Below are 21447 nucleotides of genomic sequence, written 5' to 3' on the forward strand. Positions count from 1 at the left end.
AGGCAGCCATTCGTGAGGCAATGGAGTGACTGACCGACCCGGCGGGCGATCGTTCAACGCATCGACATGCTCCGCAATGCTCCTCAATCAGCCTGCCGGCGCAGGAATGCCGGGATGTCCAGGTAATCGAGGCCGGCATCGCCATGCTTGGCCGCTGCGCTGGACTCGGTCCGAGCCTGCACCTCCGGCTGGGCATAGTCCACCACCTCGTTGCCGGTGCCGGTGCGCAGCACCACCGGGCGCGGACGCATCTGCATCTGCTGGGTTTCGACCATGCGGATCGGCGGCTGGCTGCGCGAGGCATTGGCGCGGTTGAGGCCGGTGGCCACCACGGTCACGCGCACGTCGTCCTTCATGTCCGGGTCCAGCGAGGTGCCGATCACCACGGTGGCGTCTTCGCTGGCGAAGTCGTGGATGATGCGGCCGATCTCGTCGAACTCGCGCATGGTGAGGTTCGGACCGGCGGTGACGTTGACCAGGATGCCGCAGGCGCCGTTCAGGTTGACGTCCTCCAGCAGCGGGTTCTTGATCGCCGCCTCGGCCGCCGCCTGGGCGCGATCGTCACCGCGGGCGGTGCCCGAGCCCATCATGGCCAGGCCCATCTCCGACATCACGGTGCGCACGTCGGCGAAGTCGACGTTGATCAGGCCAGGGGCGGTGATCAGGTCGGCGATGCCCTGCACGGCGCCCTGCAGCACGTCGTTGGCGGCCTTGAACGCGTTGAGCAGGGTGACCTCGCGGCCGAGCACGCTGAGCAGCTTCTCGTTCGGCACGGTGATCAGCGAGTCGACGTGCTGCGACAGGTCCTCGATGCCCTTCAGGGCGACCTGCATGCGCCGGCGGCCCTCGAACGGGAACGGCTTGGTGACGACCGCGACCGTCAGGATGCCCTTCTCCTTGGCCAGCTGCGCCACCACCGGCGCCGCGCCGGTGCCGGTGCCGCCGCCCATGCCGGCGGTGATGAACACCATGTCGGCGCCTTCGAGCATCGCCTCGATCCGTTCGCGGTCCTCCAGCGCGGCCTGCCGGCCGACCTCGGGATTCGCGCCGGCGCCGAGACCCTTGGTCACGTTGCCGCCGAGTTGCAGGTGGGTGCGCGAGCCGCAGTTGGTCATCGCCTGGGCATCGGTATTGGCGACGACGAACTCGACGCCTTCGATGTTGGCGTTGAGCATGTGCGCCACGGCGTTGCCACCGCCGCCGCCCACGCCGATCACCTTGATGACTGCATTGGGTGCAAGTTTATCGATCAGTTCAAACATTTCCCGTCCTCCGTAGAGTTGTTGTCGTTTTAACCGCGGGGAGCGACTCCTGTCGGCCCGTGGTGGTGGGTGGATTTCCTTCCACCCGGGGCGGCAGCTCCTGCGCCGCCCGAAACCGCATTGCTAGAAATTCCGCGTGAGCCAGCCGCGCAGCTTGTCGACCATCCCGCCCATGCTGCTGCCCACCGGTCCGCCGACCCGCGCGCCGCCGGCGCGCGCGCCATGCAGCAGCAGACCTACGCCAGTGGCATGCAACGGACTGGAAACCACCTCGCCGAGACCCTCGACTTGCTGCGGCAGGCCGATGCGCACCATCTTGTGGAAGATCTCCTCGGCCAGCTCCAGCGCGCCTTCCATCTTCGAGGCGCCGCCGGTAAGCACCACGCCGGCGGCGACCAGGCTCTCGTAGCCGGAGCGGCGCAACTGGTCCTGCACCATCTCGAAGATTTCCTCGTAGCGCGCCTGCACGCTCTGCGCCAGCGACTGCCGCGCCAGCCGGCGCGGTGGACGATCGCCGACGCTGGGCACCTGGATGGTTTCCTCCGCATGCGCCAGCCCGGTCAGCGCGCAGGCGTACTTGATCTTGATCTCCTCCGCGTGCGCGGTAGGCGTGTGCACGCCGTAGGCGATGTCGCTGGTGACCTGGTCGCCGCCGACCGGCAGCGACGCGGTGTGGCGAATCGAACCCTGGGTGTAGATCGCAATGTCGGTGGTGCCCGCGCCGATGTCGACCAGGCACACGCCGAGCTCGCGCTCGTCGTCGGTCAGCACCGCCTTGGCGCTGGCCAGCGCGGAAGGAACCAGCTCATCGACGGTGAGTCCGCAGCGCTGGATGCACTTGGAGATGTTCTGCACCGCGGCGGCAGCGCCGGTGACCAGGTGCACGTTGGCCTCCAGTCGCACGCCGCTCATGCCGACCGGGCGGCGGATGCCGTCCTGGCCGTCGATGCGGTATTCCTGCGACTCCTTGTAGAGCACCTTGCGATCGGCCGGGATCGCCACCGCGCTGGCGGCCTCTAGCACCTGTTCCAGGTCGGCGGCGGTGACCTCGCGCTCGCGGATCGCCGCGTTGCCGTGCGAGTTGCGCGTTTCCAGGTGGCTGCCGGAGATCGAGGCGTAGACCGATCGGATGTCGCAACCGGCCATCAGCTCGGCCTCCTCCACCGCGCGCTGGATCGAGTGCACGGTCGATTCGATGTCGACCACCGAGCCACGCTTCATGCCGCGCGAGACGTGGGTGCCGATGCCGATCACGGTGATCGGCTCGCCCGGTTCGTACTCGCCGACGATCGCCACCACCTTGGAGGTGCCGATGTCCAGGCCGACGACCAGCTGCTTTTCATTGCGCGTTTTCATGGCGAGACAGTCATGAGCGGGGTGAACCTCCAGCCGGGGCGCCGGCCGCGTCGGGCCAGCGCACGGCAAAGCCGTTGGTGTAGCGAAGATCGGCGTAAACGAAGCCGTCGGCATGGCCGGCGATCAGCTGCGGGTAGACGTCGAGGAAACGATGCAGCCGGCGGCCGGCCTGCTCGCGGTCGCCGATCACGATGCGCGCGCCGCTGCCAGTGGTGACGCTCCAGCTGCCGCGTTCGGTCAGCGCCACGCCATTGATGCGCAGGTGGGTGCCGGCAAACGCCTTGCTGACATCGGCGTAGAAGCTCACCACCTCGGCCAGCCGCGCATCCGGACCACTCAGGCCGGGCAAGGCGGTCAACTGATCTACGCCGGGGGCGTCGAACACGCGGCCCTGGCGGCTGATCAGCTGCCTGTCATTCCAGCGCGCGAACGGCTGGCGCTCGTAGATGCGCAGTTGCAAGGTATCGGGCCAGCGCTTGCGCGCCTCCACCGACTCCACCCACGGCAACGCGGCGACAGCCTTCTGCACCGCATCGAGATCCAGCGCGAAGAAACCCTTGCCCAGTCGCGGCAGCACCGCCGTGCGGATCTCGGCAGCAGTGACGTGCTTGAACTCCGCCTGCACGGTCAGCTGGGTCACCGGCCAGCGATCGGCGGCAAACCACCCGCGCAGCAACCCGACGACCGGCAACGCGACGAGCGCGATCGCCAGGCACCAGGCAGCGAGGCGGATGGGGCCTTTCACTTTGCGTCTCCTTCGGAGTCGCGGGAATAGGGAATAGGGAATGGGGAATAGGCAGAGCCGGCGTCTGCTGTTTGATGTTCCGATTCCCTATTCCCTATTCCCCATTCCCGCTGGAAGCTTGTTTCCAGCACACGCCAGCACAGTTCCTGGTAGTCGATGCCGGCGGCGGCGGCGGCCTTGGGCACCAGCGAGTGCGAGGTCATGCCGGGGGCGGTGTTGACCTCCAGCAGCCAGGGACGGCCGTTGCGGTCGCGCATCACGTCGACGCGGCCCCAGCCGGCGCAACCCAGCGCGTCGAACGCAGCCAGCGACAGCACCGCCAGTTCGTCCGCCGCGGCACCTTCGGCACCGGGGCAGATGTACTGGGTGTCCTCGGCCACGTACTTGGCGTTGTAGTCGTAGAACGCTCCCTTGGGCACGATATGGATGCTCGGCAGCACCTGGCGGCCGAGAATGGCGACGGTGAGTTCGTCGCCCTCGATCAGGGTTTCCATCAGCAGATCGCCCGGATAGCGCTCGGCCAATTCGACCGCCGCGGCCAGGTCCTGCTCGGCGAACACCCGGGTCACGCCGACGCTGGAGCCTTCGCATGCGGGCTTGACGATCAGCGGATAGCCGATCCGCCGCGCCGCGGCGAGCACGTCCGCGCCACGCGGCAGCGCGGCGAAGGTCGGCGTGGACAGGCCCAGCGATTGCCACACGCGCTTGGAGCGGGTCTTGTCCATCGACAACGCCGAACCGAGCACGCCCGAACCGGTGTACGGCACGTGCAGCGATTCCAGCGCACCTTGCAGCACGCCATCCTCGCCACCGCCGTGCTGGCCGTGCAGGATGTTGAACACACGCGCGAAGTGGCCCGCGCGCAGCGCGTCGAGCAGGGCCGGGATACCGTCGATCGCATGCGCGTCGACGCCGCGCGCGCGCAGTGCGACCAGCACGTTGCGGCCGGAATCCAGCGACACCTCGCGCTCGGCCGAGCTGCCGCCCATGACCACCGCCACACGGCCGAACTGCGCGGGATCGGTGATGCGGGAGGTGCCCGGATTCGTGATTGCGGCCATCATGCGGCCCCCTTCGTCTTGAGTTGGCCGGCGTTCGCCAGCTCGACCGCCGCCGCGCCGATGTCGCCGGCGCCGAGCAGCAGCAACAGGTCGCCGTCGTGCAGCAGGCTGGGCAGGCTGGTGCGGAACTCGCGCGGATGCTCGACCAGCACCGGGTCGACCTTGCCGCGCGCACGCACGGCACGCGCCAGCGCGCGGCCGTCGGCGCCGGCGATCGGCGCCTCGCCGGCCGGGTACACATCGGTCAGCACCAGCACGTCGGCGTCGGCCAGCACGTTGGCAAAATCGTCCAGCAGGTCGCGCGTGCGGCTGTAGCGGTGCGGCTGGAAGGCCACTACCAGGCGCCGCTCCGGCCAGCCGCCGCGCACCGCCGCGAACACCGCCGCAATCTCGCGCGGGTGGTGGCCGTAGTCGTCGACCAGCAGCACGCGGCCGCCATCGATGGCGAGCTCGCCGCGCCGATGGAAGCGCCGGCCCACGCCCTGGAAACCCTTCAGTGCGGCGGCGATCGCCGCCACCTCGACACCGAGCTGCCAGCCGATCGTGGCGGCGGCCAGCGCGTTGAGGACGTTGTGCCGCCCGGGCAGGTTCAGCGTGACCGGCACGGCCGCCGCGCCATCGGGCAACTGCAGTTCGAAATGCATCTCGAAACCCTGCTGGCGCAGGTTCAGCGCGCGCACGTCGGCGTCCGCGCTGTCGATGCCGTAACGGATCACCCGGCGATTGGTGGCCTTGGCCAGCGCGGCCACTTCCGGGTCGTCCACGCACAGCACCGCCAGGCCGTAGAACGGCAGCCGGTGCAGGAAATCGGCGAACGCCTTCTTCACCTCGGCGAAGTCGCCGTGGTAGTTCTCCAGGTGGTCGGCGTCGATGTTGGTGATCGCGGCGATCACCGGCGACAACAGCAGGAACGAGCCGTCCGACTCGTCCGCTTCGGCCACCAGGTACTGGCCGGTGCCGAGCCGCGCGTTGGCGCCGGCCGCATTGAGCTGGCCGCCGATCACGAAGGTCGGGTCGTAACCGGCCTCGGCCAGGACGCTGGCGGTGAGGCTGGTGGTGGTGGTCTTGCCGTGCGTGCCGGCGATCGCGATGCCGCGGCGAAAACGCATCAGCTCGCCCAGCATTTCCGCACGCGGGATCACCGGGATGCGCGCCGCGAGAGCAGCAGCCAGCTCCGGGTTGTCCGCCTTGATCGCGCTGGAGGTGACCACCACGTCGGCGCCGGCGACGTTCTCCGCGGCGTGGCCCACGTGCACGGTGAGGCCCAGCCGCTGCAGCCGCTGCACCGTGGGTGAGCCGGCACGGTCGGAACCGGACACCGCGTAGCCCAGGTTGTGCAGCACCTCGGCGATGCCGCTCATGCCCACGCCGCCGATGCCGATGAAATGCACCCGGCGAAACGTGCTCATCGGGTCCTGCTGGGCGGAGAGCCGGCTCATGCAGCCACCTCCGTGCAGGCGCGCGCGATCACCTGCGCCGCGTCGGGCTTGGCCAGCGTGCGTGCCGCTTCGGCCATGGCCAGCAGGGCGGTTCGATCGCCGAGCAGCGCAGCCAACCGCTGCGCCAGTTGTTGGTTGTCCAGTGCATTCTCCTGCATGATCTCGGCGGCGCCGACCGCCGCAAGCACCTCCGCGTTGCGCGTCTGGTGGTCGTCCACCGCGTACGGAAACGGCACCAGCAAGGCGCCGAGCCCGGCGGCGGAAAGTTCGGCCAGGGTCAGCGCACCAGCACGGCAGACCGCCAGGTCCGCCCAGCCGTAGGCATCGGCCATGTCGTCGATGAAGGCCACCACGCGCGCTTCCACGCCGGCCTGCGCATACGCCGCGCGTGCCTCGTCGAGGCCACGACTGCCGCACTGGTGCAACACCTCGGGACGCTGCCCGGGTTCGAGTCGGGCCAGCGCCTGCGGCACCGCGAGATTCAGCGCACGCGCCCCAAGGCTGCCGCCCAGCACCAGCAGGCGTGGCGCACCCGGGCGATCGGCCATGCGTTGCGCCGGCGGCGGCAGCGCGCCGATCACCGCACGCACCGGATTGCCGACCCACTGCGCCTGCGGCAGCACGCCGTCGAAGCCGGCCAGCACGCGGCGCGCCAATGCGGCCAGCTTGCGGTTGGTGAAACCGGCCACGCGATTCTGTTCATGCACCAGCAGCGGCCGCCGCAGCAGCCACGCGGCGAGACCGCCGGGGCCGGCCACGTAGCCACCCATCGACAGCACGCTGCGCGGACGCAGCCGCCGCAGCAACGCCAGCGAGGCAAGAAGCGCGCGCAGCAGCATCAGCGGCGCCAGCAGCCGGGTCTTCCAGCCCTTTCCGCGCAAACCGCCCACCGCCACCGTGTGCAACTCGATCCCGTGCGCCGGCACCACCCGCGTCTCCATCCCGCCGACCGCCCCCAGCCACGCCACCGGCACACCTTGCCCGCGCAGGCATTCGGCCACCGCCAGTCCCGGGAAGATGTGTCCACCGGTGCCGCCGGCCATGATGAGCACCGGTCGCGGATCGGCAAAAGCAGGCCGCGCCCCGCGCCGGTCTTCGCCCATTCCCGATTCCCGCGTCGCGGCGTTCATGCGGCCTCCGCCTCGCGCGGCGTCACCGCGGCATTCGCGTCGGCCACGGTCACGGCTGCCGGCATGCGCGTGGCCATCTGGCGGGCGTCCAGCGCGCGGTTGATCTCGAAGGTGGCGCGCAGCAGCACGCCGGCCATGGCACAGGTGAGCACCATCGAGGAGCCGCCGTAGCTGATCAGTGGCAGGGTCAGGCCCTTGGTCGGCAAGGCGCCGAGGTTCACGCCCACCGACACGATCGCCTGCATCGCCAGCATCAGCGACACGCCGAACGCCACGTAGCCGGCGAAGCGCTGGCCCACGTCGACACCCTTCAGGCCCACCTGCAGGCCGCGCCACACGGCCAGCGCGAACAGGCCGATCACCAGCACCACGCCGGCCAGCCCCAGCTCCTCGCCGATCACCGCGAAGATGAAATCGGTGTGCGCCTCGGGCAGGTAGGAGAGTTTCAGCACGCTGGACCCCAGGCCCACGCCGTCCCACTCGCCGCGGCCGATCGCCATCAGCGACTGGGTCAGCTGGAAGCCGTCGTTGAACGGGTCCTTCCATGGGTCGAGGAACGAGGTCAGCCGCTTCATGCGGTAGCTCTCGCCGGTCGCCGCGATGTACAGCAGCGGCATCAGCGGCAAGCCCATCAGGAACAGGAAGATCGGCCGCGCCCCGCCCAGCCAGACCATCGCGATGGTCACCGCGATCACCAGCGTGGCCGAGCCGAAATCCGGCTGCACCAGCAGCAGCAGCACGATGATGCCGGCCACGGCGATCGGCTTGATCAGGCCGAGGAAACGGTTCTCCACGCTGTCGCGGTGGCGTACCAGATAGCTGGCGATGTAGATCACCAGGATCAGCTTCACCGCCTCCACCGGCTGGAACGTGGTCACCAGCAGGTTGAGCCAGCGCCGCGCGCCGTTGATGCGCATGCCCAGGTGCGGCACGAACACCGCCAGCAGCAGCAGGAACGCCAGGGCCAGCAGCGGAAACGCGTACTTCTCCAGCAGCCGCAGCTCCGTGCGCATGGCCAACCCGGCCGCGACCATGCCGATCCCGAGGAACACCAGGTGCCGGCGCAGGAAATAGAACGCACCCAGCTCCTGGCTGTCCGCCACCGCGATCGAACTGGACGCCACCATCACCACCCCGATGCTGGCCAGCCCCACCAGCGCAACCAGCAGCCACGGGTCGAAATGCCCCCGCGGGCCATTGCGACGACGAGCCTGGGAGGCGGCGTCAAACATTTGCTTGCTCCGCTGCGAGGGAATAGGAAATAGGGAATAGGGAATGGGAAGAGCATGCGGGCGCACGGTCGCGACGCACTGCGCGCTCTTTCCCATTCCCTATTCCCGATTCCCTATTCCCGGCTTTCATCAGCGCACCTTCAACGTGGCAAGACCGACCAGCACGAGGACGACGGAGATGATCCAGAAGCGCACGATCACGCGCGGCTCGGGCCAGCCCTTCAGTTCGAAGTGGTGGTGCACCGGCGCCATGCGGAACACCCGCTTGCCGGTGAGCCTGAAGCTGGCCACCTGGATCATCACCGAGGCGGTTTCCATCACGAACACGCCGCCCATCACCAGCAGCACGATCTCCTGACGCACGATCACCGCGATGCAACCCAGTGCCGCGCCGATCGCCAGCGCGCCCACGTCGCCCATGAACACCTGCGCCGGATAGGTGTTGAACCACAGGAAGCCCAGCCCCGCCCCGGCCAGCGCGCCGGTGACGATCGCCAGCTCGCCCGCGCCGGGAATCGCCGGCACGCCGAGGTACTCGGAGAACACCCGGTTGCCGGCCACGTAGGCGAACACGCCCAGCGCGCCAGAGACCAGCACCGTCGGCATGATCGCCAGCCCATCCAGCCCGTCGGTGAGGTTCACCGCGTTGGAGAAGCCCACGATCATGAAGTAGGTGATCACCACGAAGAACAGCCCCAGCGGCACCACCACGTGCTTGAACAGCGGCACGTACAGCGCGGTCTCCGCCACAGTGGCGCCATGCACGGCGTGCGGCGCGGTGTAGAACAGGAACAGCGCCGCGCCGAGCCCGAACACCGACTGCCAGAAATATTTCCAGCGGCTGGCCAGACCGCGGCTGTCCTTCAGCACCAGCTTGCGGTAGTCGTCGTAGAAACCGATCGCGCCGAAGCTCAGCAGCACGCCGAGCACCACCCATACGTAACGGTTGTGCACGTCGGCCCACAGCAGGGTGGCCACGGTGACCGAGAGCAGGATCATCACGCCGCCCATGGTCGGCGTGCCGGCCTTGACCAGGTGCGTCTGCGGACCGTCGCTGCGCACCACCTGGCCGGCCTTCAGCGCGGCCAGGCGGTTGATCAGCCACGGCCCGCACAGCAGCGACAGCGACAGCGCGGTGAGCGCAGCCATGATGGCGCGGAAGGTGATGTACTGGAACAGATGCAGGGCGGTGAAATGCCGCGCCATCCAGTCGGCCAGCTCAAGCAGCATCGTTCGCACCTCCGTGGGCGGGCGCGGCAATGAGCGCGGCCACCACCTGTTCCATGCCGGCCGAACGCGAACCCTTGACCAGGCAGGTGACGCCCGCATGCAGCTGCGCGCGCAGCGCGTCGATCAGGGCCGGCTTGTCGGAAAAATGCTCGCCGCCGGCGCCGAACGCCTCCACCGTGGCCGCGCCCAGCGGACCGACCGCGAACAGGCGATCGACGCCGCGCTCGCGCGCCCGCTCACCGATGCCCGCATGCAGCGCACGCGCGTCCGCGCCCAGCTCGGCCATGTCGCCCAGCACCAGCCAGCGCTCGCCGCCGGCCAGCAGCAGCGTGTCGATGGCAGCCGCCATGGAACCGGGGTTGGCGTTGTAGCTGTCGTCGATGACCATCCAGCCGCCGACGGCAACCAGGCGGCGCAGGCGACCGGCCACGCCGGAAACCTGCTCCAGCCCGGCAACGATGGTTTCCAGCGGCACCTGCAACGCCAGCGCCACCGCAGTGGCGGCCAGTGCGTTGGCCACGTTGTGGCGACCGGGCAGCGGCAAATTCACCTCGGCCTCGCCCGCCGGCGTGTGCAGCATGAAGCGCGAACCGTCGGCGCGCAGTTCGATCGCACCGGCGCGCACGTCGGCCGGTTGCTCCAGGCCGAAACGCAGCGTCTTGCGCGCACCGGCGAGCCCGCCGAAGAAGCTGGCAAAGCTGTCGTCCGCGTTGATGATGGCAATGCCGTCGGCCGGCAAGGCCTGGTACAGCGCGCCCTTGGTTTCGGCCACGCCCTCGATGCTGCCCATGCGTTCAAGATGGGCCGGCGCGATGAGCGTGACGAGGCCGATATCTGGCCGTGCGATGGCAGCGAGATAGGCGATGTCGCCGGGCTTGCCCGCACCCATCTCGAACACCGCGTATTCGGTGTCGCGCGGCATTGCCAGCAGGCTCAGCGGCAGGCCCAGCTCGTTGTTGTAGTTGCCGCTGCTGACGTGCGTGCGGCCATGGCGCGACAGGATCGAGGCGACCAGGGTCTTCACCGTGGTCTTGCCGTTGGAACCGGTGATGCCGACCACGCGCACGTCGCGTTGCGCGCGCACCGCGCTGGCCAGGTCGCCCAGCGCCACCTCGACGTCGTCGACGCGCAGCTGCGGCAGCGCGCTGTCGACCGGATGCGTCACCAGCGCCGCCACCGCGCCGCGGGCCAGCGCTTCGTCCAGGTAGTCGTGGCCGTCCACGTGCTCGCCCTTGATCGCCGCGAACAGTTCGCCCGGGCGCAGCTTGCGCGTGTCGATCGCCACGCCGGTGATCTCGGCCTGCTCCAACGTCGCGTCGCCGTCGAGCAGGCGACCGTGCAGCCACATCGCGATGGCGCCCAGCCGCATCATGCGTGCGACTCCCGGCCCAGCCGGTCCAGCGCGGTGCGCGCCACTGCCAGATCGTCGAACGGATGCTTGCCGGTGGCGCCGTCCTGGTAGGTTTCGTGGCCCTTGCCGGCAATCAGCACCACGTCGCCGGCGCGGGCCAGCTCCAGCGCGTCGGCAATCGCCACCGCGCGATCGCGCTGGACCGCCATCGCCTTTGCGTCGGCCATGCCGGCCACGATTTGCGCCACGATCGCGTCGCCGTCCTCGCCACGCGGGTTGTCGTCGGTGACGATGGCGATGTCCGCCAGCCGCGCCGCGATCGCGCCCATCAGCGGGCGCTTGCCGGTGTCGCGTTCGCCGCCGCAACCGAACACGCAGATCAGCTTGCCCGCGCAATGCGCGCGCAGGGCGGTCAGCGCCTGCTCCAGCGCATCAGGCGTGTGCGCATAGTCGACTACCACCAGCGGCAGGCCGTGCCATCCGCCCAACCGGTTCATCCGGCCATTGACCGGTTGCAACTGCCCGGCCACCTGCACGATGCGTTCGAACGGTTCGCCCAGTGCGCCAAGGCAGGCGATCACGGCGAGCAGGTTGGCGACGTTGAAGCGGCCGAGCAGGTGGCTGTGCAGTGCGCGGCTGCCCCACGGCGTGCGCAATTGAAAGCTGAGCCCGCTGGCCGAAGTCACCACGTCTTCGGCGGCGACATCCGCCGCGCTCTCGCCGGCCGCGCTGAAGCGCAGCACGCGCAGGTTGTCGGGCAGCGTGCCGGCCAGTTCGCGGCCGAAGCCGTCGTCGCTGTTGAGTGCTGCCACGCGCAGGCCCGGCATCGCGAACAGCATGGCCTTGGCCGCGCCGTAGGCTTCCATCGAGCCGTGATAGTCGAGGTGGTCGCGGGTGAGATTGGTGAAGGCCGCCGCCTCGAATTCCACCCCGGCCACGCGCCCCTGCACCAGCGCGTGCGAGGACACTTCCATCGCCACGTGGCTGACGCCGGCATCGCGGAAGCGCGCCAGCAGCGCCTGCACGCTGATCGCGTCGGGCGTGGTGCGCTCGCCTTCGAGCAACTGGCCATGCACGCCGGCGCCCAGCGTGCCGATGGTCGCGGCGCGGTGGCCGAGCGCCGTCCAGGCCTGCGCCAGCAACTGCACGCACGAGGTCTTGCCGTTGGTGCCGGTGACGCCGACCACGCGCATCGACTCGCTGGGCCGGTCGTGGAAGCGCGCCGCGATCTCGCCCACCTGCGCATGCAGGTCGTCGATCCACAGCACCGGCACGTCGAGCGCCGCGACATCCTCGGCCGGGGCTTCGGCCAGCACCACGCGGGCACCACGCTGCACCGCGTTGGCGGCGAACGCGATGCCGTGCGCGCGGCCGCCGCGCAGCGCGAAGAACGCATCGCCGCGGCGCACCTGGCGCGAGTCCAGGGTCATGCCGGACACCACCATGCGCGCCGCCGCCGGGTTTGCCGCCAGCTGCGCATCGGCGATCCCCAGCAGCAGCTGATCGAGGTGGCCGGTGCTCATGGCGTGCCCTCGTCGATCGGCGCGTCGTCGATCGGCGCTTCGACCGGCGGCTTGCTGCCCGCGAGGCCGCCGGCGCCCTGCAGCGGGCCGCCGACGTACCAGCGGCCGATGTTGTCCGGCGGCACGTCGAGCAGGCGCAGCGCACCGCTCATCACGCGCGAGAACACCGGCGCGGAGACCATGCCGCCGTAGTAGCTGCCCTTGCTCGGGTTGTCGACCACCACCACGCCGACCAGGCGCGGGTTGGTGGCCGGCACGATGCCGGCGAATGCCGCGGTGTAGCTGTGCTTGTCGTAGCCGCCGGCGTTGGCCTTGTGCGCGGTGCCGGTCTTGCCGGCGACCGCGTAATTGGCGATGCGCGCCTGCGGCGCGGTGCTGCCGGGGCCGGTCACGGTCTCCATCATCCCGATCAGCTCGTGCGCCACCTCGGGCGAGATGATCTGGCGCGAGGGCGTCTCCGCGTCCTTGATGAAGCTCGGGCCATGCATCAGGCCGTTGTCGGCGATGGTGGCGTAGGCGTTGGCCAGCTGCAGCACGGTGACGTTGAGGCCGTAGCCGTAGCCGAGGATGGCCTTTTCCAGCGGCCGCCAGTCGGCGCCGATGCGCAGGTAGCCGGAGGCTTCGCCGGGGAAGCCGCTGTTGGTGCTGTTGCCGAAACCGAAGGCGCGGTAGGTGTCGTACATCAGCGTGGTGTCCAGATCCATCGCGATGTGCGCCGCGCCCACGTTGCTGGACTTGGTGATCACGCCGGTCGGCGTCAGCAGGCCGTAGTTGTGCGTGTCGTGGATGTCGTGGCCCTGGAAAAACCAGTGTCCGCCGGTGGTGTCGATGATCGGGCTGGTGGGGGTGAACTTGCCGCTGGACAGCGCCGCGGCCATCAGGATCGGCTTGATCGTCGAGCCCGGTTCGAGCACGTCGGTCATCGCGCGGTTGCGGCGCTGGCCGGCGCGGCTGGAGTCGAGCGCGTTGGGGTTGTAGGTGGGCAGGTTGACCATCGCCAACACCTCCCCGGTATGCACGTCGAGGATCACCATCGAGGCCGAATCGGCCTGGAACTTGTCCACGGTGCTCTTCAGTTCGCTGTAGGCCAGGAACTGGATGCGCCGGTCGATGCTGAGGGTGAGGTTGCGTCCCGGCTTGGGTGCGCGCACCTGCTCGACGTCTTCCACCACGTGGCCCATGCGGTCACGGATCACCCGCTTGGCGCCGGGCTTGCCCGAGAGCCAGTCGTCGTAGGCCAGCTCCAGCCCCTCCTGGCCGTGGTCGTCGATATTGGTGAAACCCAGCACGTGCGCGGTGACCCCGCCGGATGGGTAGAAGCGCTTGAACTCGCGCTGGCCGTTGATGCCGGGGATGCCCAGGTCCAGTACCGCCTGCGCGGCTTCGGGCGACATCTGGCGACGCAGATAGACGAACTCGCGGTCCGAGCGCTGGGCCAGGCGGCTCTTCAGCTCGTCCGCATTCACGCCCAGCGCGCGCGCCAGATCCGGGATGCGCTGGTCGTTGTCCAGCACCTCGGAGGGATTGGCCCAGATCGAGGTCACCGGCGTCGACACCGCCAGCGGCTCGCCATTGCGGTCGAAGATGGTGCCGCGCGAGACCGGGATCGGCATCTCGCGCAGGAAGCGCGCGTCGCCCTGGCGCTGGTAGAACTGCTTGCGTACCACCTGCAGGTCGAACGCTCGCGCGACCAGGCCGGTGGCGGTAAGCCCGAGCAGGCCGGCGACCAGATACATGCGCCGGCGCGCGCTGGGGCCGCTCGCCTGGCGGCGACCGCGTGCGGCTGGCTTGGCGTGTTTGCGCATGTCCATCAGCGCAGCAACCGGATGTCTTGCGGGCGCGGATCGACCATGCCCAGCTTCTGCCGTGCCTCGTCGTCGATGCGACGCGGCTCGGCGTAGGTGGCCTGCTCCAGTTCCAGGCGGCCGTATTCGATGTTGAGGTCGTCGCGCTGGTTCTGCAGCTGGGTCAGTTGCACGAACAGCACGCGGCTTTCGTGGCGCGTCCACACCACGCCCAGCGCGCTGGCCACCGCGGCCACCAGCAGGAGTGCGCAGATCACGGTGCTGATCAGCTTCACGCGGCGACCTCCCGCGGCAGCTTCTCGGCCACGCGCAGCACCGCCGAGCGTGACCGCGGATTGGCGGCCAGCTCGGCCTCGGACGGGAATTGCGCCTTGCCGATTGCCACCAACTGCGCCGGCGCCCCCTGCACTGGCGGTCCGCGACGACTGTTCTGCACGCGTCCGGAGTGGTCGCGGATGAACAGCTTCACCGCGCGATCCTCCAGCGAGTGGAAACTGATCACCGACAGCCGCCCGCCCGGCTTGAGCCGTTCCAGCGCGGCGTCCAGACCCTGCTGCAAGGCGTCCAGCTCGCCGTTCACGCGAATGCGCAGCGCCTGGAAGCTGCGCGTGGCCGGATGCTTGCCCGGCTCGCGCCGGCCCACCACGCGCTCGATCAGCGCGGCCAGCTGGCCGGTGCGGGTGAACGGGGTGGCGTCGCGATCGGCCACGATGGCGCGGGCGATGCGCCGGCTGTGGCGCTCCTCGCCGTAATTCCACAGCACGTCGGCAATCTCGCGCTCGCTGGCGTGAGCGAGGAAATCGGCGGCGCTCTCGCCCTGCGTGGTGTCCATGCGCATGTCCAGCGGCGCATCGGCCATGAAGCTGAAGCCCCGCGCGGCCTCGTCCAGTTGCGGCGACGAGACGCCCAGGTCGAGCAGCACGCCGTCGAGCCCGGCGGCGGTCTCGTCCCATTCGGCCAGGCTGGAGAAGTTGGCGTGGCGGATCGCCACCCGTGCGTCGGCGGCAAACTCGGCCCGCGCAGCGGCGATCGCGGCCGGATCGCGATCCATCAACAAGAGCCGGCCGGCCGGACCCAGGCGCGACAGCACCGCGCGCGCATGACCACCGCGCCCGAACGTGCCGTCCAGATAGCGCCCGTCTGCCTGCACGGACAATCCCTCCACCGCCTCGCCCAGCATCACCGGGACATGCTGCAATTGCACCGAGCGCACTCCCGTCCCATCCCGCATGATTCCGCCACGCCCGCGCCTGTGGATTACAGGCGCAGCTCTGCCATTTCGCTGGTGATCTCGTCTTCGCCGATGCTCTGGCGGATCTTGGCCAGGTGCGCCTGCTCGCTCCACAGTTCGAATTTGTTGCCCATGCCGAGCAGCACCGCCTTCTTCTCGATGCCGGTGGTGGCCCGCTGGCTGGCCGGCAGCAGGATGCGCGCGGCACTGTCGGGCTCGACCACGGCGGCGGCGCCGACCAGCTTCATCTGCATGTCGCGATGGGCCGCCTTGACCTTGGGCAGCTGGTTCACCTGATCGCGCACCTTTTCCCACTCGTCATGCGGAAACAGCCACAGGCAACCCGGTTCGAACGGGTTGTAGGTGACCACCAGACGATTGGCGCACTCGCCAGCCACCTGCTCCCGATACGCGGTCGGGATGGCCAGGCGGCCCTTGTCGTCGATGGTGATGGCGGTTTCGCCCTGGAACACGGTCAGCAGACTCCACTAAAACCCACGATTTCACACTGAAAGCCACGATAGTCTCGCCCGCTGAGACTGTCAAGCCGAAATTGCTTGTGAATCAAGGAGTAAAGGCGAAGTCTGAATGTATGTGCAGGATATTCTCAGGAAGGCCGACAAGGTGGTTGAAAGCAGGGAATTTTTTGCGGCGACCCTGCAGCCGGTTTGCGGCCGAGGCCAGCCGCTTGGCGCTTCCGCGCCCCCGTGACCGACGCACGCGGATGAATCGCCGTTCATCGGCACGCGCAGTCGACGCCGCGACAGGTCAGTCGCGGCGTCGGCGGTACGGAAAGAGGTGGAGTCGGCCTGTAAGCCGGGTTCTGTACGCCTTGCGGCGCGACAGTCATTCCTCTCGGCCAGGCGTCGCCGCCTGGCTCCAGCAACCTACCCGGGAACAACGCGGGCCGCGTTATCGTTCCCCTATTTGGTCTTGCTCCGAGTGGGGTTTACCGTGCCGTACGGCGTTGGCCCCGTACGCGGTGCGCTCTTGCCGCACCCTTTCACCCTTGCCTGATCCTCTTGCGAGGCCATCGGCGGTCTGCTCTCTGTTGCACTGGCCGTCAGCTCACGCTGCCCAGGAGTTACCTGGCACTCTGCCCTGTGGAGCCCGGACTTTCCTCGATGCGCTTGCGCGCGACGCGACTGCCCGGCCGACTCCGTGGCCAGTGTACTCGGTCGGGATGGGACGCGGCGCATCGGACGGGCACTGCCGGCGTTCAACACGGCACCCGATGGTTTTATCCGCCTCAGCGGGGCGGTCGCCGACACGCAGTGTTGGCATCGTCCGACTTTATTTTGAGCTCACATGTGCTGGGCAAATGCTGATACTTGACACCTTACAGAGGGGGGGTAGCGTTTTTGAACAGGGGATGAATTTGGAGTACCAATGATGAGGATTATCGAAATGGAATCCATGATTATTCCGAACAAGGTGAAAGCCATTGGCTTGATTCTGCTGCTTGTGTGCGGTGGCGTGAGTAATTATGTATTTGCGGCATCGCCCATGCCTGGTGCATTTGGAGCGCACGGCACTGACCTCGCTGCAGCCATCCAAGCTCAATCTTCCTCCACCGGCTTCGAGCTGAATTACTTCCATGCCGAGAGGGCATCCAAGACTTACGCCATTCGACTTAAGAATGGATTAAGCGCTTCGTTTGACTTCCAGAACGGTACCGTCACACTAGTGGATGTTACGGGCAGCCAGTCAACGCTCCCGCTCGAGCGGGTTCTGCTGCAAGTCACGAATGGTAATGGCCAAGCAGCCAGCCAAATGTACGATCAAATGTATCAGTCCATCAGCGCCGCCAAGTCCGACGCGATCATGGTGCATGCAGGACCACGGAGTGCTAACGCCAACTTTCGTCCGTCGACTGGGGGGCTAAGGAACGTCAATCCGAGTTTTTTCTTTCCGCCACCACGCGATACGGGCGGGCTTGGCGACGACGACGGTTCTCTGTGGGCCACTCCAACCGGTGGCGACTGTTTCCCAATCCCTGGTTCATGCAACGAATGGGCGGGAGGCTTGTCAGACTGGGGCCCTGGTGGCATGTCAAATTGGGGTTCGTACGATCTATGGTGGGGTAGCGCATTCGGGGACGCCCCTCCAACAAGTCAGCCGCCGCGTCCAGACGGTTGCGCTCCGAACGACATAGATTGCATTCTCTATGAGCATGACCGACAGAACGCTTGCGACGATATGGGCACGGATAATTTGGCGCAAGGCGGAAATGACCTGGCAGCTGGCACAGCATGTGGGCTTGCCGAGACGGGTGTAGGAGCAGTGGTATGCGCTGCCGCGATCGTGCCGTTCGTGATCGGCTTGCACAAGCTGCACAAAGATACGGTGACATGCCACACCCCTTACCCAGGTCGCTAACTTGAACTCGTCACCGACGTCACTACTTAGGTATGGGGGCTTATGACGAATCAAAAGCAAATTCTGACGAAAGCCGATGACACGCAGTCGTCCAGTTGGCGTCATTATGCAATTTGGCTAGCATTGTCGGGCTCAGTGATCATAAACGGACTAGTGGCCTATCGGCGCCACCAGAGGGGCGAGGACTGGCTTTCGGCGTTTGGACTCACGCCCGATCCGGAACTTCTCCGGCTTGTCGGGGATGTCGGAGTTCCGATAGTCATGATCACGTTGATCATGCAACAAGTGCGGAGGCTGCCACCGAGCCGGGAGAAAACCGCGACGAGCTGGCTGGGTTGGTCACTCTTCGTCTTTCTGTTCGTGTGGTGGTTTCCTTTGCGCGAAATGCTTTTCGGACCATAGCATTGCCCAGGGGGGTCGTGATCTGGACCCAAGAAAAAGGGAAATGGAAAACGAGGAACCGATAATCGGAAAAGCGCTCAAGACTTGAACGGGTCTCTACCCTCTCCATCCCCTACTCTTGGTACAGAAGCTTGCGCGGCGCCCCGCTGATCGCCGCCGCCAGCTTCGCGGCCTTCGCCGGCGGCAACTCCTCACGCAGGATTGCGAAGATGCGCTTGCCTTCGGCGAGTTTCGCGTCGGCTTCCTCACCGCGCCCCGCCACCAGGATTACGTGTTCGCCGCGTTGCTGGTCGGGATCGGCGGCGACGCGCGCGGCCAACGCCGCCAGCGGTTCGCCCAGCACGGTTTCGAACATCTTGGTCAGTTCGCGCGCGAGCACGGCTTCGCGCTCGGCGCCGAACACGTCGCGCATGTCGGCCAGGCTTTCGGCGACGCGGTGCGAGGACTCATAGAAGATGATCGTGCGCGGCTCGCCGGCCAGTTCCCGCAGCCGGCTGCGGCGCGCGGCGGCCTTGGCCGGCAGGAAGCCCTCGAACACGAAGCGGTCGCTGGGCAGCCCGGCGACGGACAGCGCGGCAATCGCCGCGCAGGCGCCAGGCAGCGGCGCGCAGCGGATGCCTGCCGCACGCGCCGCGCGCACCAGGCGAAAACCGGGATCCGAAATCAGCGGCGTGCCGGCGTCGGAAATCAGCGCCACCGATTCACCACCCTGCAGGCGCGCCACCAGCGCATCGACCACCTCGCGCTCGTTGTGGTCGTGCAGGGCGACCAGCGGCGTGGCGACGCCGTGATGCAGCAGCAGCGGGCGGCTGTGGCGGGTGTCCTCCGCGGCGATCACGGCCACCGCGCGCAGCGTCTCGATGGCGCGGGCGGACAGATCGTCGCGATGCCCGATCGGCGTGGCCACCACCCACAGGCAGCCGGGTTGAACACGAGACATCGGGCACTCCATGAGCCGGCGGGACGATCGGCTATCATCGCGCATTGACGACCATGACGACCAAGGGATTTCCCATGCGCTTCATGCGCCTCGCGCGAGTCATCCTCACGGCCTTGCTGTTCGCGCTCGCATTGAATGCGTGCGTTCCGACCGGCGCGGTGCGTTCGCCGGCGGAAATCGCCGCCGCGCAGCACGCCAGCGCGCTGGCGCAGCAGGGCCAGTTCGACCAGGCCGCCCAGGCCTGGCTGCAGCTTGCCGCGCAATCGTCCGCACGCGCCGACAGCTATCGTCTGCAGGCCGCCGAGGCGTGGCGCCAGGAAGGTCGCATCGAACAGGCCGCGCCGGTGCTGGACAAGATCCGGCGCGAGCGGCTGAGCGGCGACGAACCGCTGCGCCTGGACCTGCTGCGGGCGGAGTTGGCGCTGGACCAGCACGACGCGCGCACCGCCCTGCGCCTGACCAGCCAGCCGAACGTGTCCGTGCCGCCTTCGCTGCAGCTGCGCCTGCTGGAACTGCGCGCCCGCGCCATGAAGGATTCCGGCGACCTGTGGGGCGCCGCGCGCACCCGCGTGCAGATGGATGCCGAACTGCAAGGCTTCGACCAGGCGCAGAACCGGCGCCAGGCGCTGGATCTGCTCGCCAGGCTCGGCATCGCGCCGCTGCAACACCGCGCCGCCGCGATGAAGCCCGGCGACCGCATGCTGCCGTGGATCAACGAGGCCCTGCGCCAGCTCGGTGTCAGCGTGGCGCAGCCGCAGCCGGAATTGCAGCAAGCGGTGGGCATGCTGCTGCCCGAAGCCGGCGCCAACGTGCGCGAAGGCTACAAGGTGCCGGCCCAGGTCGCCCTGCTGTTGCCGGCCGATGGCGACTACGCCGCCGCCAGCACACCGATCCGCCAGGGTTTCTTCGCCGCCTATTTCGATGCGGGCCGCAACCACGCGCCGCGGCCGACGGTACGCAGCTACAACAGCCACGGCACGGCCGACGGCGCGGTGCAGGCCTACCAGCAGGCGGTGCGCGACGGCGCCCGGCTGGTGGTCGGCCCGTTGACCCGCGGTGAAGTCGCGGCGGTGTTCGCGCTGCCGCAACTGCCGGTGCCGGTGCTGGCGCTGAACCACCCGGACGACCGCCAGCTGCCCGCCGGCAACGCCAGCGAGTTCGGCCTGCTGCCGGAAACCGAGGGCGCGCAGGCCGCCGACCACATGGCCGAGCGCGGCCTGCTGCACGCCTACGTGATGATCTCCGGCGACGACTTCGCGCAACGCGCGGCGAGCGCATTCAAGGCCGAGCTGATCTCCCGCGGCGGCGACGTGGTGGCCATGACGGTGCTGCCGAGCGGCGCCACCAGTTTCGCCGACGGGATCAAGAACCTGCAGTTGCCCACGGCCAGCGCGGCACCGGCGCCGGCCGCCGCGGCAAGCACCGCCGACGCCGCGACGGCGACGCCCGCCGCCCCCGCCGATACCGGCATCTTCATCAGCATGCGCCCCAACCAGGCGCGGCTGCTGATGCCGCAACTGCGCATCGCCCAGGTCCAGCTGCCGGTGTTCGCCACCTCGCACGTGTACGCCGGCAGCGACGACGCGCCAGCCAATCGCGACCTGGACGGCGTCGAGTTCTGCGACGCGCCCTGGCTGTTCGACGCGCAGCCCGGCCTGCCCGACCGTGCGGCGATCGCGGCGAAGCTGCCCGCCGCCCGCGATGGCGCCGCGCGCCTGTTCGCGTTCGGCATGGACGCGTGGAGCCTGGTGCCCTACCTCGACTGGCTGAAGGCGCATCCGGGCAGCTACATGCCGGGCGCCACCGGGCAGCTGGCCGCCGATCCGTTCGGCCGCATCCGCCGCGTGCTGACCTGGGCGAAGTTCGAGAATGGCGTGGCGCGCCCGCTCAGCGGCAACCTGCAGATCGACTCGGTACCTTCGCCGCCGCCGGCGGCGCCGGCGCCGGCCAGTTCCAGCGCCGACGCCAACCCCGCCGGCTGATGCGCGCGGCCGGCGACGACTTCGAACAGCGCGCCTGCGTCGCGCTCGAACGCGCCGGCCTGAAGCTGCTGGCGCGCAACTACACCACCCGCCACGGCGAACTGGACCTGGTGATGCGCGATGGCGACACCGTGGTCTTCGTCGAGGTGCGCTACCGCAAGAGCGCCAGCCACGGCGACGCCGCCACCTCGGTCACCGCAAGCAAGCAGGCCAAGCTGATCCACGCCGCGCAGCACTGGCTGGCCGCCCACCCGCAGCATGCGCGACGCCCGTGCCGCTTCGATGTGGTCAGCTACGACGGCCCGGTCGACGCACTGCAAAGGCAATGGTTGCGTGATGCCTTCGAGGCGGGTTGAGTCCGGCGCGGTGCGATAATCGC

General features: G+C 68.4%; 18 protein-coding genes and 1 other RNA gene. 3 read left to right on the top strand and 16 right to left on the bottom strand.

Annotated features, from left to right (window positions below):
- Nucleotides 1-83 precede the first annotated feature (83 nt).
- From ftsZ to rnpB, 15 genes are all read right to left on the bottom strand, one after another.
- Nucleotides 84-1262: a cell division protein FtsZ gene (ftsZ, locus tag ACVCMI_RS15895; protein WP_447098156.1), complete on the bottom strand. Its 1179-nt coding sequence runs from the start codon at nucleotides 1260-1262 to the stop codon at nucleotides 84-86.
- A 123-nt stretch (nucleotides 1263-1385) separates the two neighbouring features.
- Nucleotides 1386-2618: a cell division protein FtsA gene (gene ftsA, locus ACVCMI_RS15900; protein WP_447098155.1), complete on the bottom strand. Its 1233-nt coding sequence runs from the start codon at nucleotides 2616-2618 to the stop codon at nucleotides 1386-1388.
- A 10-nt stretch (nucleotides 2619-2628) separates the two neighbouring features.
- Entirely contained in the window at nucleotides 2629-3363 is a 735-nt protein-coding gene (locus tag ACVCMI_RS15905) for a cell division protein FtsQ/DivIB (RefSeq protein WP_395120097.1), read from the bottom strand.
- Nucleotides 3360-4424 (bottom strand): D-alanine--D-alanine ligase, encoded by a 1065-nt coding sequence (locus ACVCMI_RS15910; RefSeq protein ID WP_447099527.1) that lies wholly within the window; start codon nucleotides 4422-4424, stop codon nucleotides 3360-3362. The genes ACVCMI_RS15905 and ACVCMI_RS15910 overlap by 4 nt, the downstream gene beginning before the upstream one ends.
- Entirely contained in the window at nucleotides 4424-5863 is a 1440-nt protein-coding gene (gene murC, locus ACVCMI_RS15915) for a UDP-N-acetylmuramate--L-alanine ligase (RefSeq protein ID WP_395120098.1), read from the bottom strand. The genes ACVCMI_RS15910 and murC overlap by 1 nt, the downstream gene beginning before the upstream one ends.
- On the bottom strand, nucleotides 5860-6966 hold the full coding sequence (gene murG, locus ACVCMI_RS15920; protein WP_395121242.1) for an undecaprenyldiphospho-muramoylpentapeptide beta-N-acetylglucosaminyltransferase: 1107 nt from the start codon (nucleotides 6964-6966) through the stop codon (nucleotides 5860-5862). Before murG ends, murC begins: the two co-directional genes overlap by 4 nt.
- Nucleotides 6967-6989: 23 nt before the next feature.
- Entirely contained in the window at nucleotides 6990-8225 is a 1236-nt protein-coding gene (gene ftsW, locus ACVCMI_RS15925) for a putative lipid II flippase FtsW (RefSeq protein WP_395120099.1), read from the bottom strand.
- A 129-nt stretch (nucleotides 8226-8354) separates the two neighbouring features.
- Entirely contained in the window at nucleotides 8355-9455 is a 1101-nt protein-coding gene (gene mraY / locus ACVCMI_RS15930) for a phospho-N-acetylmuramoyl-pentapeptide-transferase (protein WP_395120100.1), read from the bottom strand.
- Nucleotides 9445-10827 carry a UDP-N-acetylmuramoyl-tripeptide--D-alanyl-D-alanine ligase gene (locus tag ACVCMI_RS15935; RefSeq protein ID WP_447098154.1) on the bottom strand — a complete coding sequence of 461 codons (1383 nt, stop codon included), beginning with the start codon at nucleotides 10825-10827 and terminating at the stop codon, nucleotides 9445-9447. The genes mraY and ACVCMI_RS15935 overlap by 11 nt, the downstream gene beginning before the upstream one ends.
- Nucleotides 10824-12329 carry a UDP-N-acetylmuramoyl-L-alanyl-D-glutamate--2,6-diaminopimelate ligase gene (locus ACVCMI_RS15940; RefSeq protein ID WP_447098153.1) on the bottom strand — a complete coding sequence of 502 codons (1506 nt, stop codon included), beginning with the start codon at nucleotides 12327-12329 and terminating at the stop codon, nucleotides 10824-10826. Before ACVCMI_RS15940 ends, ACVCMI_RS15935 begins: the two co-directional genes overlap by 4 nt.
- The gene (locus ACVCMI_RS15945) at nucleotides 12326-14140 is read right to left on the bottom strand and encodes a peptidoglycan D,D-transpeptidase FtsI family protein (protein ID WP_395120103.1); all 1815 of its coding nucleotides are present in this window, start codon (nucleotides 14138-14140) and stop codon (nucleotides 12326-12328) included. The genes ACVCMI_RS15940 and ACVCMI_RS15945 overlap by 4 nt, the downstream gene beginning before the upstream one ends.
- The gene (ftsL, locus tag ACVCMI_RS15950; RefSeq protein ID WP_395121244.1) at nucleotides 14140-14400 is read right to left on the bottom strand and encodes a cell division protein FtsL; all 261 of its coding nucleotides are present in this window, start codon (nucleotides 14398-14400) and stop codon (nucleotides 14140-14142) included. Before ftsL ends, ACVCMI_RS15945 begins: the two co-directional genes overlap by 1 nt.
- A 5-nt stretch (nucleotides 14401-14405) precedes the next feature.
- Nucleotides 14406-15365, bottom strand: a complete 960-nt coding sequence (gene rsmH / locus ACVCMI_RS15955) for a 16S rRNA (cytosine(1402)-N(4))-methyltransferase RsmH (protein WP_447098152.1) — start codon at nucleotides 15363-15365, stop codon at nucleotides 14406-14408.
- Nucleotides 15366-15391: 26 nt separating this feature from the next.
- Nucleotides 15392-15838: a division/cell wall cluster transcriptional repressor MraZ gene (gene mraZ / locus ACVCMI_RS15960; protein ID WP_395120105.1), complete on the bottom strand. Its 447-nt coding sequence runs from the start codon at nucleotides 15836-15838 to the stop codon at nucleotides 15392-15394.
- 323 nt (nucleotides 15839-16161) lie between these two features.
- An RNA gene (gene rnpB / locus ACVCMI_RS15965) (RNase P RNA component class A) lies at nucleotides 16162-16526 on the bottom strand.
- A 246-nt stretch (nucleotides 16527-16772) separates the two neighbouring features.
- On the opposite strand from rnpB, the gene ACVCMI_RS15970 reads away from it, so the two are divergent.
- A complete protein-coding gene (locus ACVCMI_RS15970) occupies nucleotides 16773-17744 on the top strand; it encodes a hypothetical protein (RefSeq protein ID WP_447098151.1) in 972 nt (323 codons plus the stop codon).
- A 514-nt stretch (nucleotides 17745-18258) separates the two neighbouring features.
- Here ACVCMI_RS15970 and rsmI read toward each other — a convergent pair.
- A complete protein-coding gene (gene rsmI, locus ACVCMI_RS15975; protein WP_447098150.1) occupies nucleotides 18259-19086 on the bottom strand; it encodes a 16S rRNA (cytidine(1402)-2'-O)-methyltransferase in 828 nt (275 codons plus the stop codon).
- A gap of 74 nt (nucleotides 19087-19160) precedes the next feature.
- On the opposite strand from rsmI, the gene ACVCMI_RS15980 reads away from it, so the two are divergent.
- Nucleotides 19161-21068, top strand: a complete 1908-nt coding sequence (locus ACVCMI_RS15980; RefSeq protein WP_447098149.1) for a penicillin-binding protein activator — start codon at nucleotides 19161-19163, stop codon at nucleotides 21066-21068.
- Complete coding sequence (locus ACVCMI_RS15985; RefSeq protein WP_447098148.1) at nucleotides 21068-21424, top strand: YraN family protein; 357 nt, start codon at nucleotides 21068-21070, stop codon at nucleotides 21422-21424. Before ACVCMI_RS15980 ends, ACVCMI_RS15985 begins: the two co-directional genes overlap by 1 nt.
- Nucleotides 21425-21447: the final 23 nt, after the last annotated feature.

It is taken from the genome of Rhodanobacter sp. UC4448_H15, assembly GCF_052978265.1.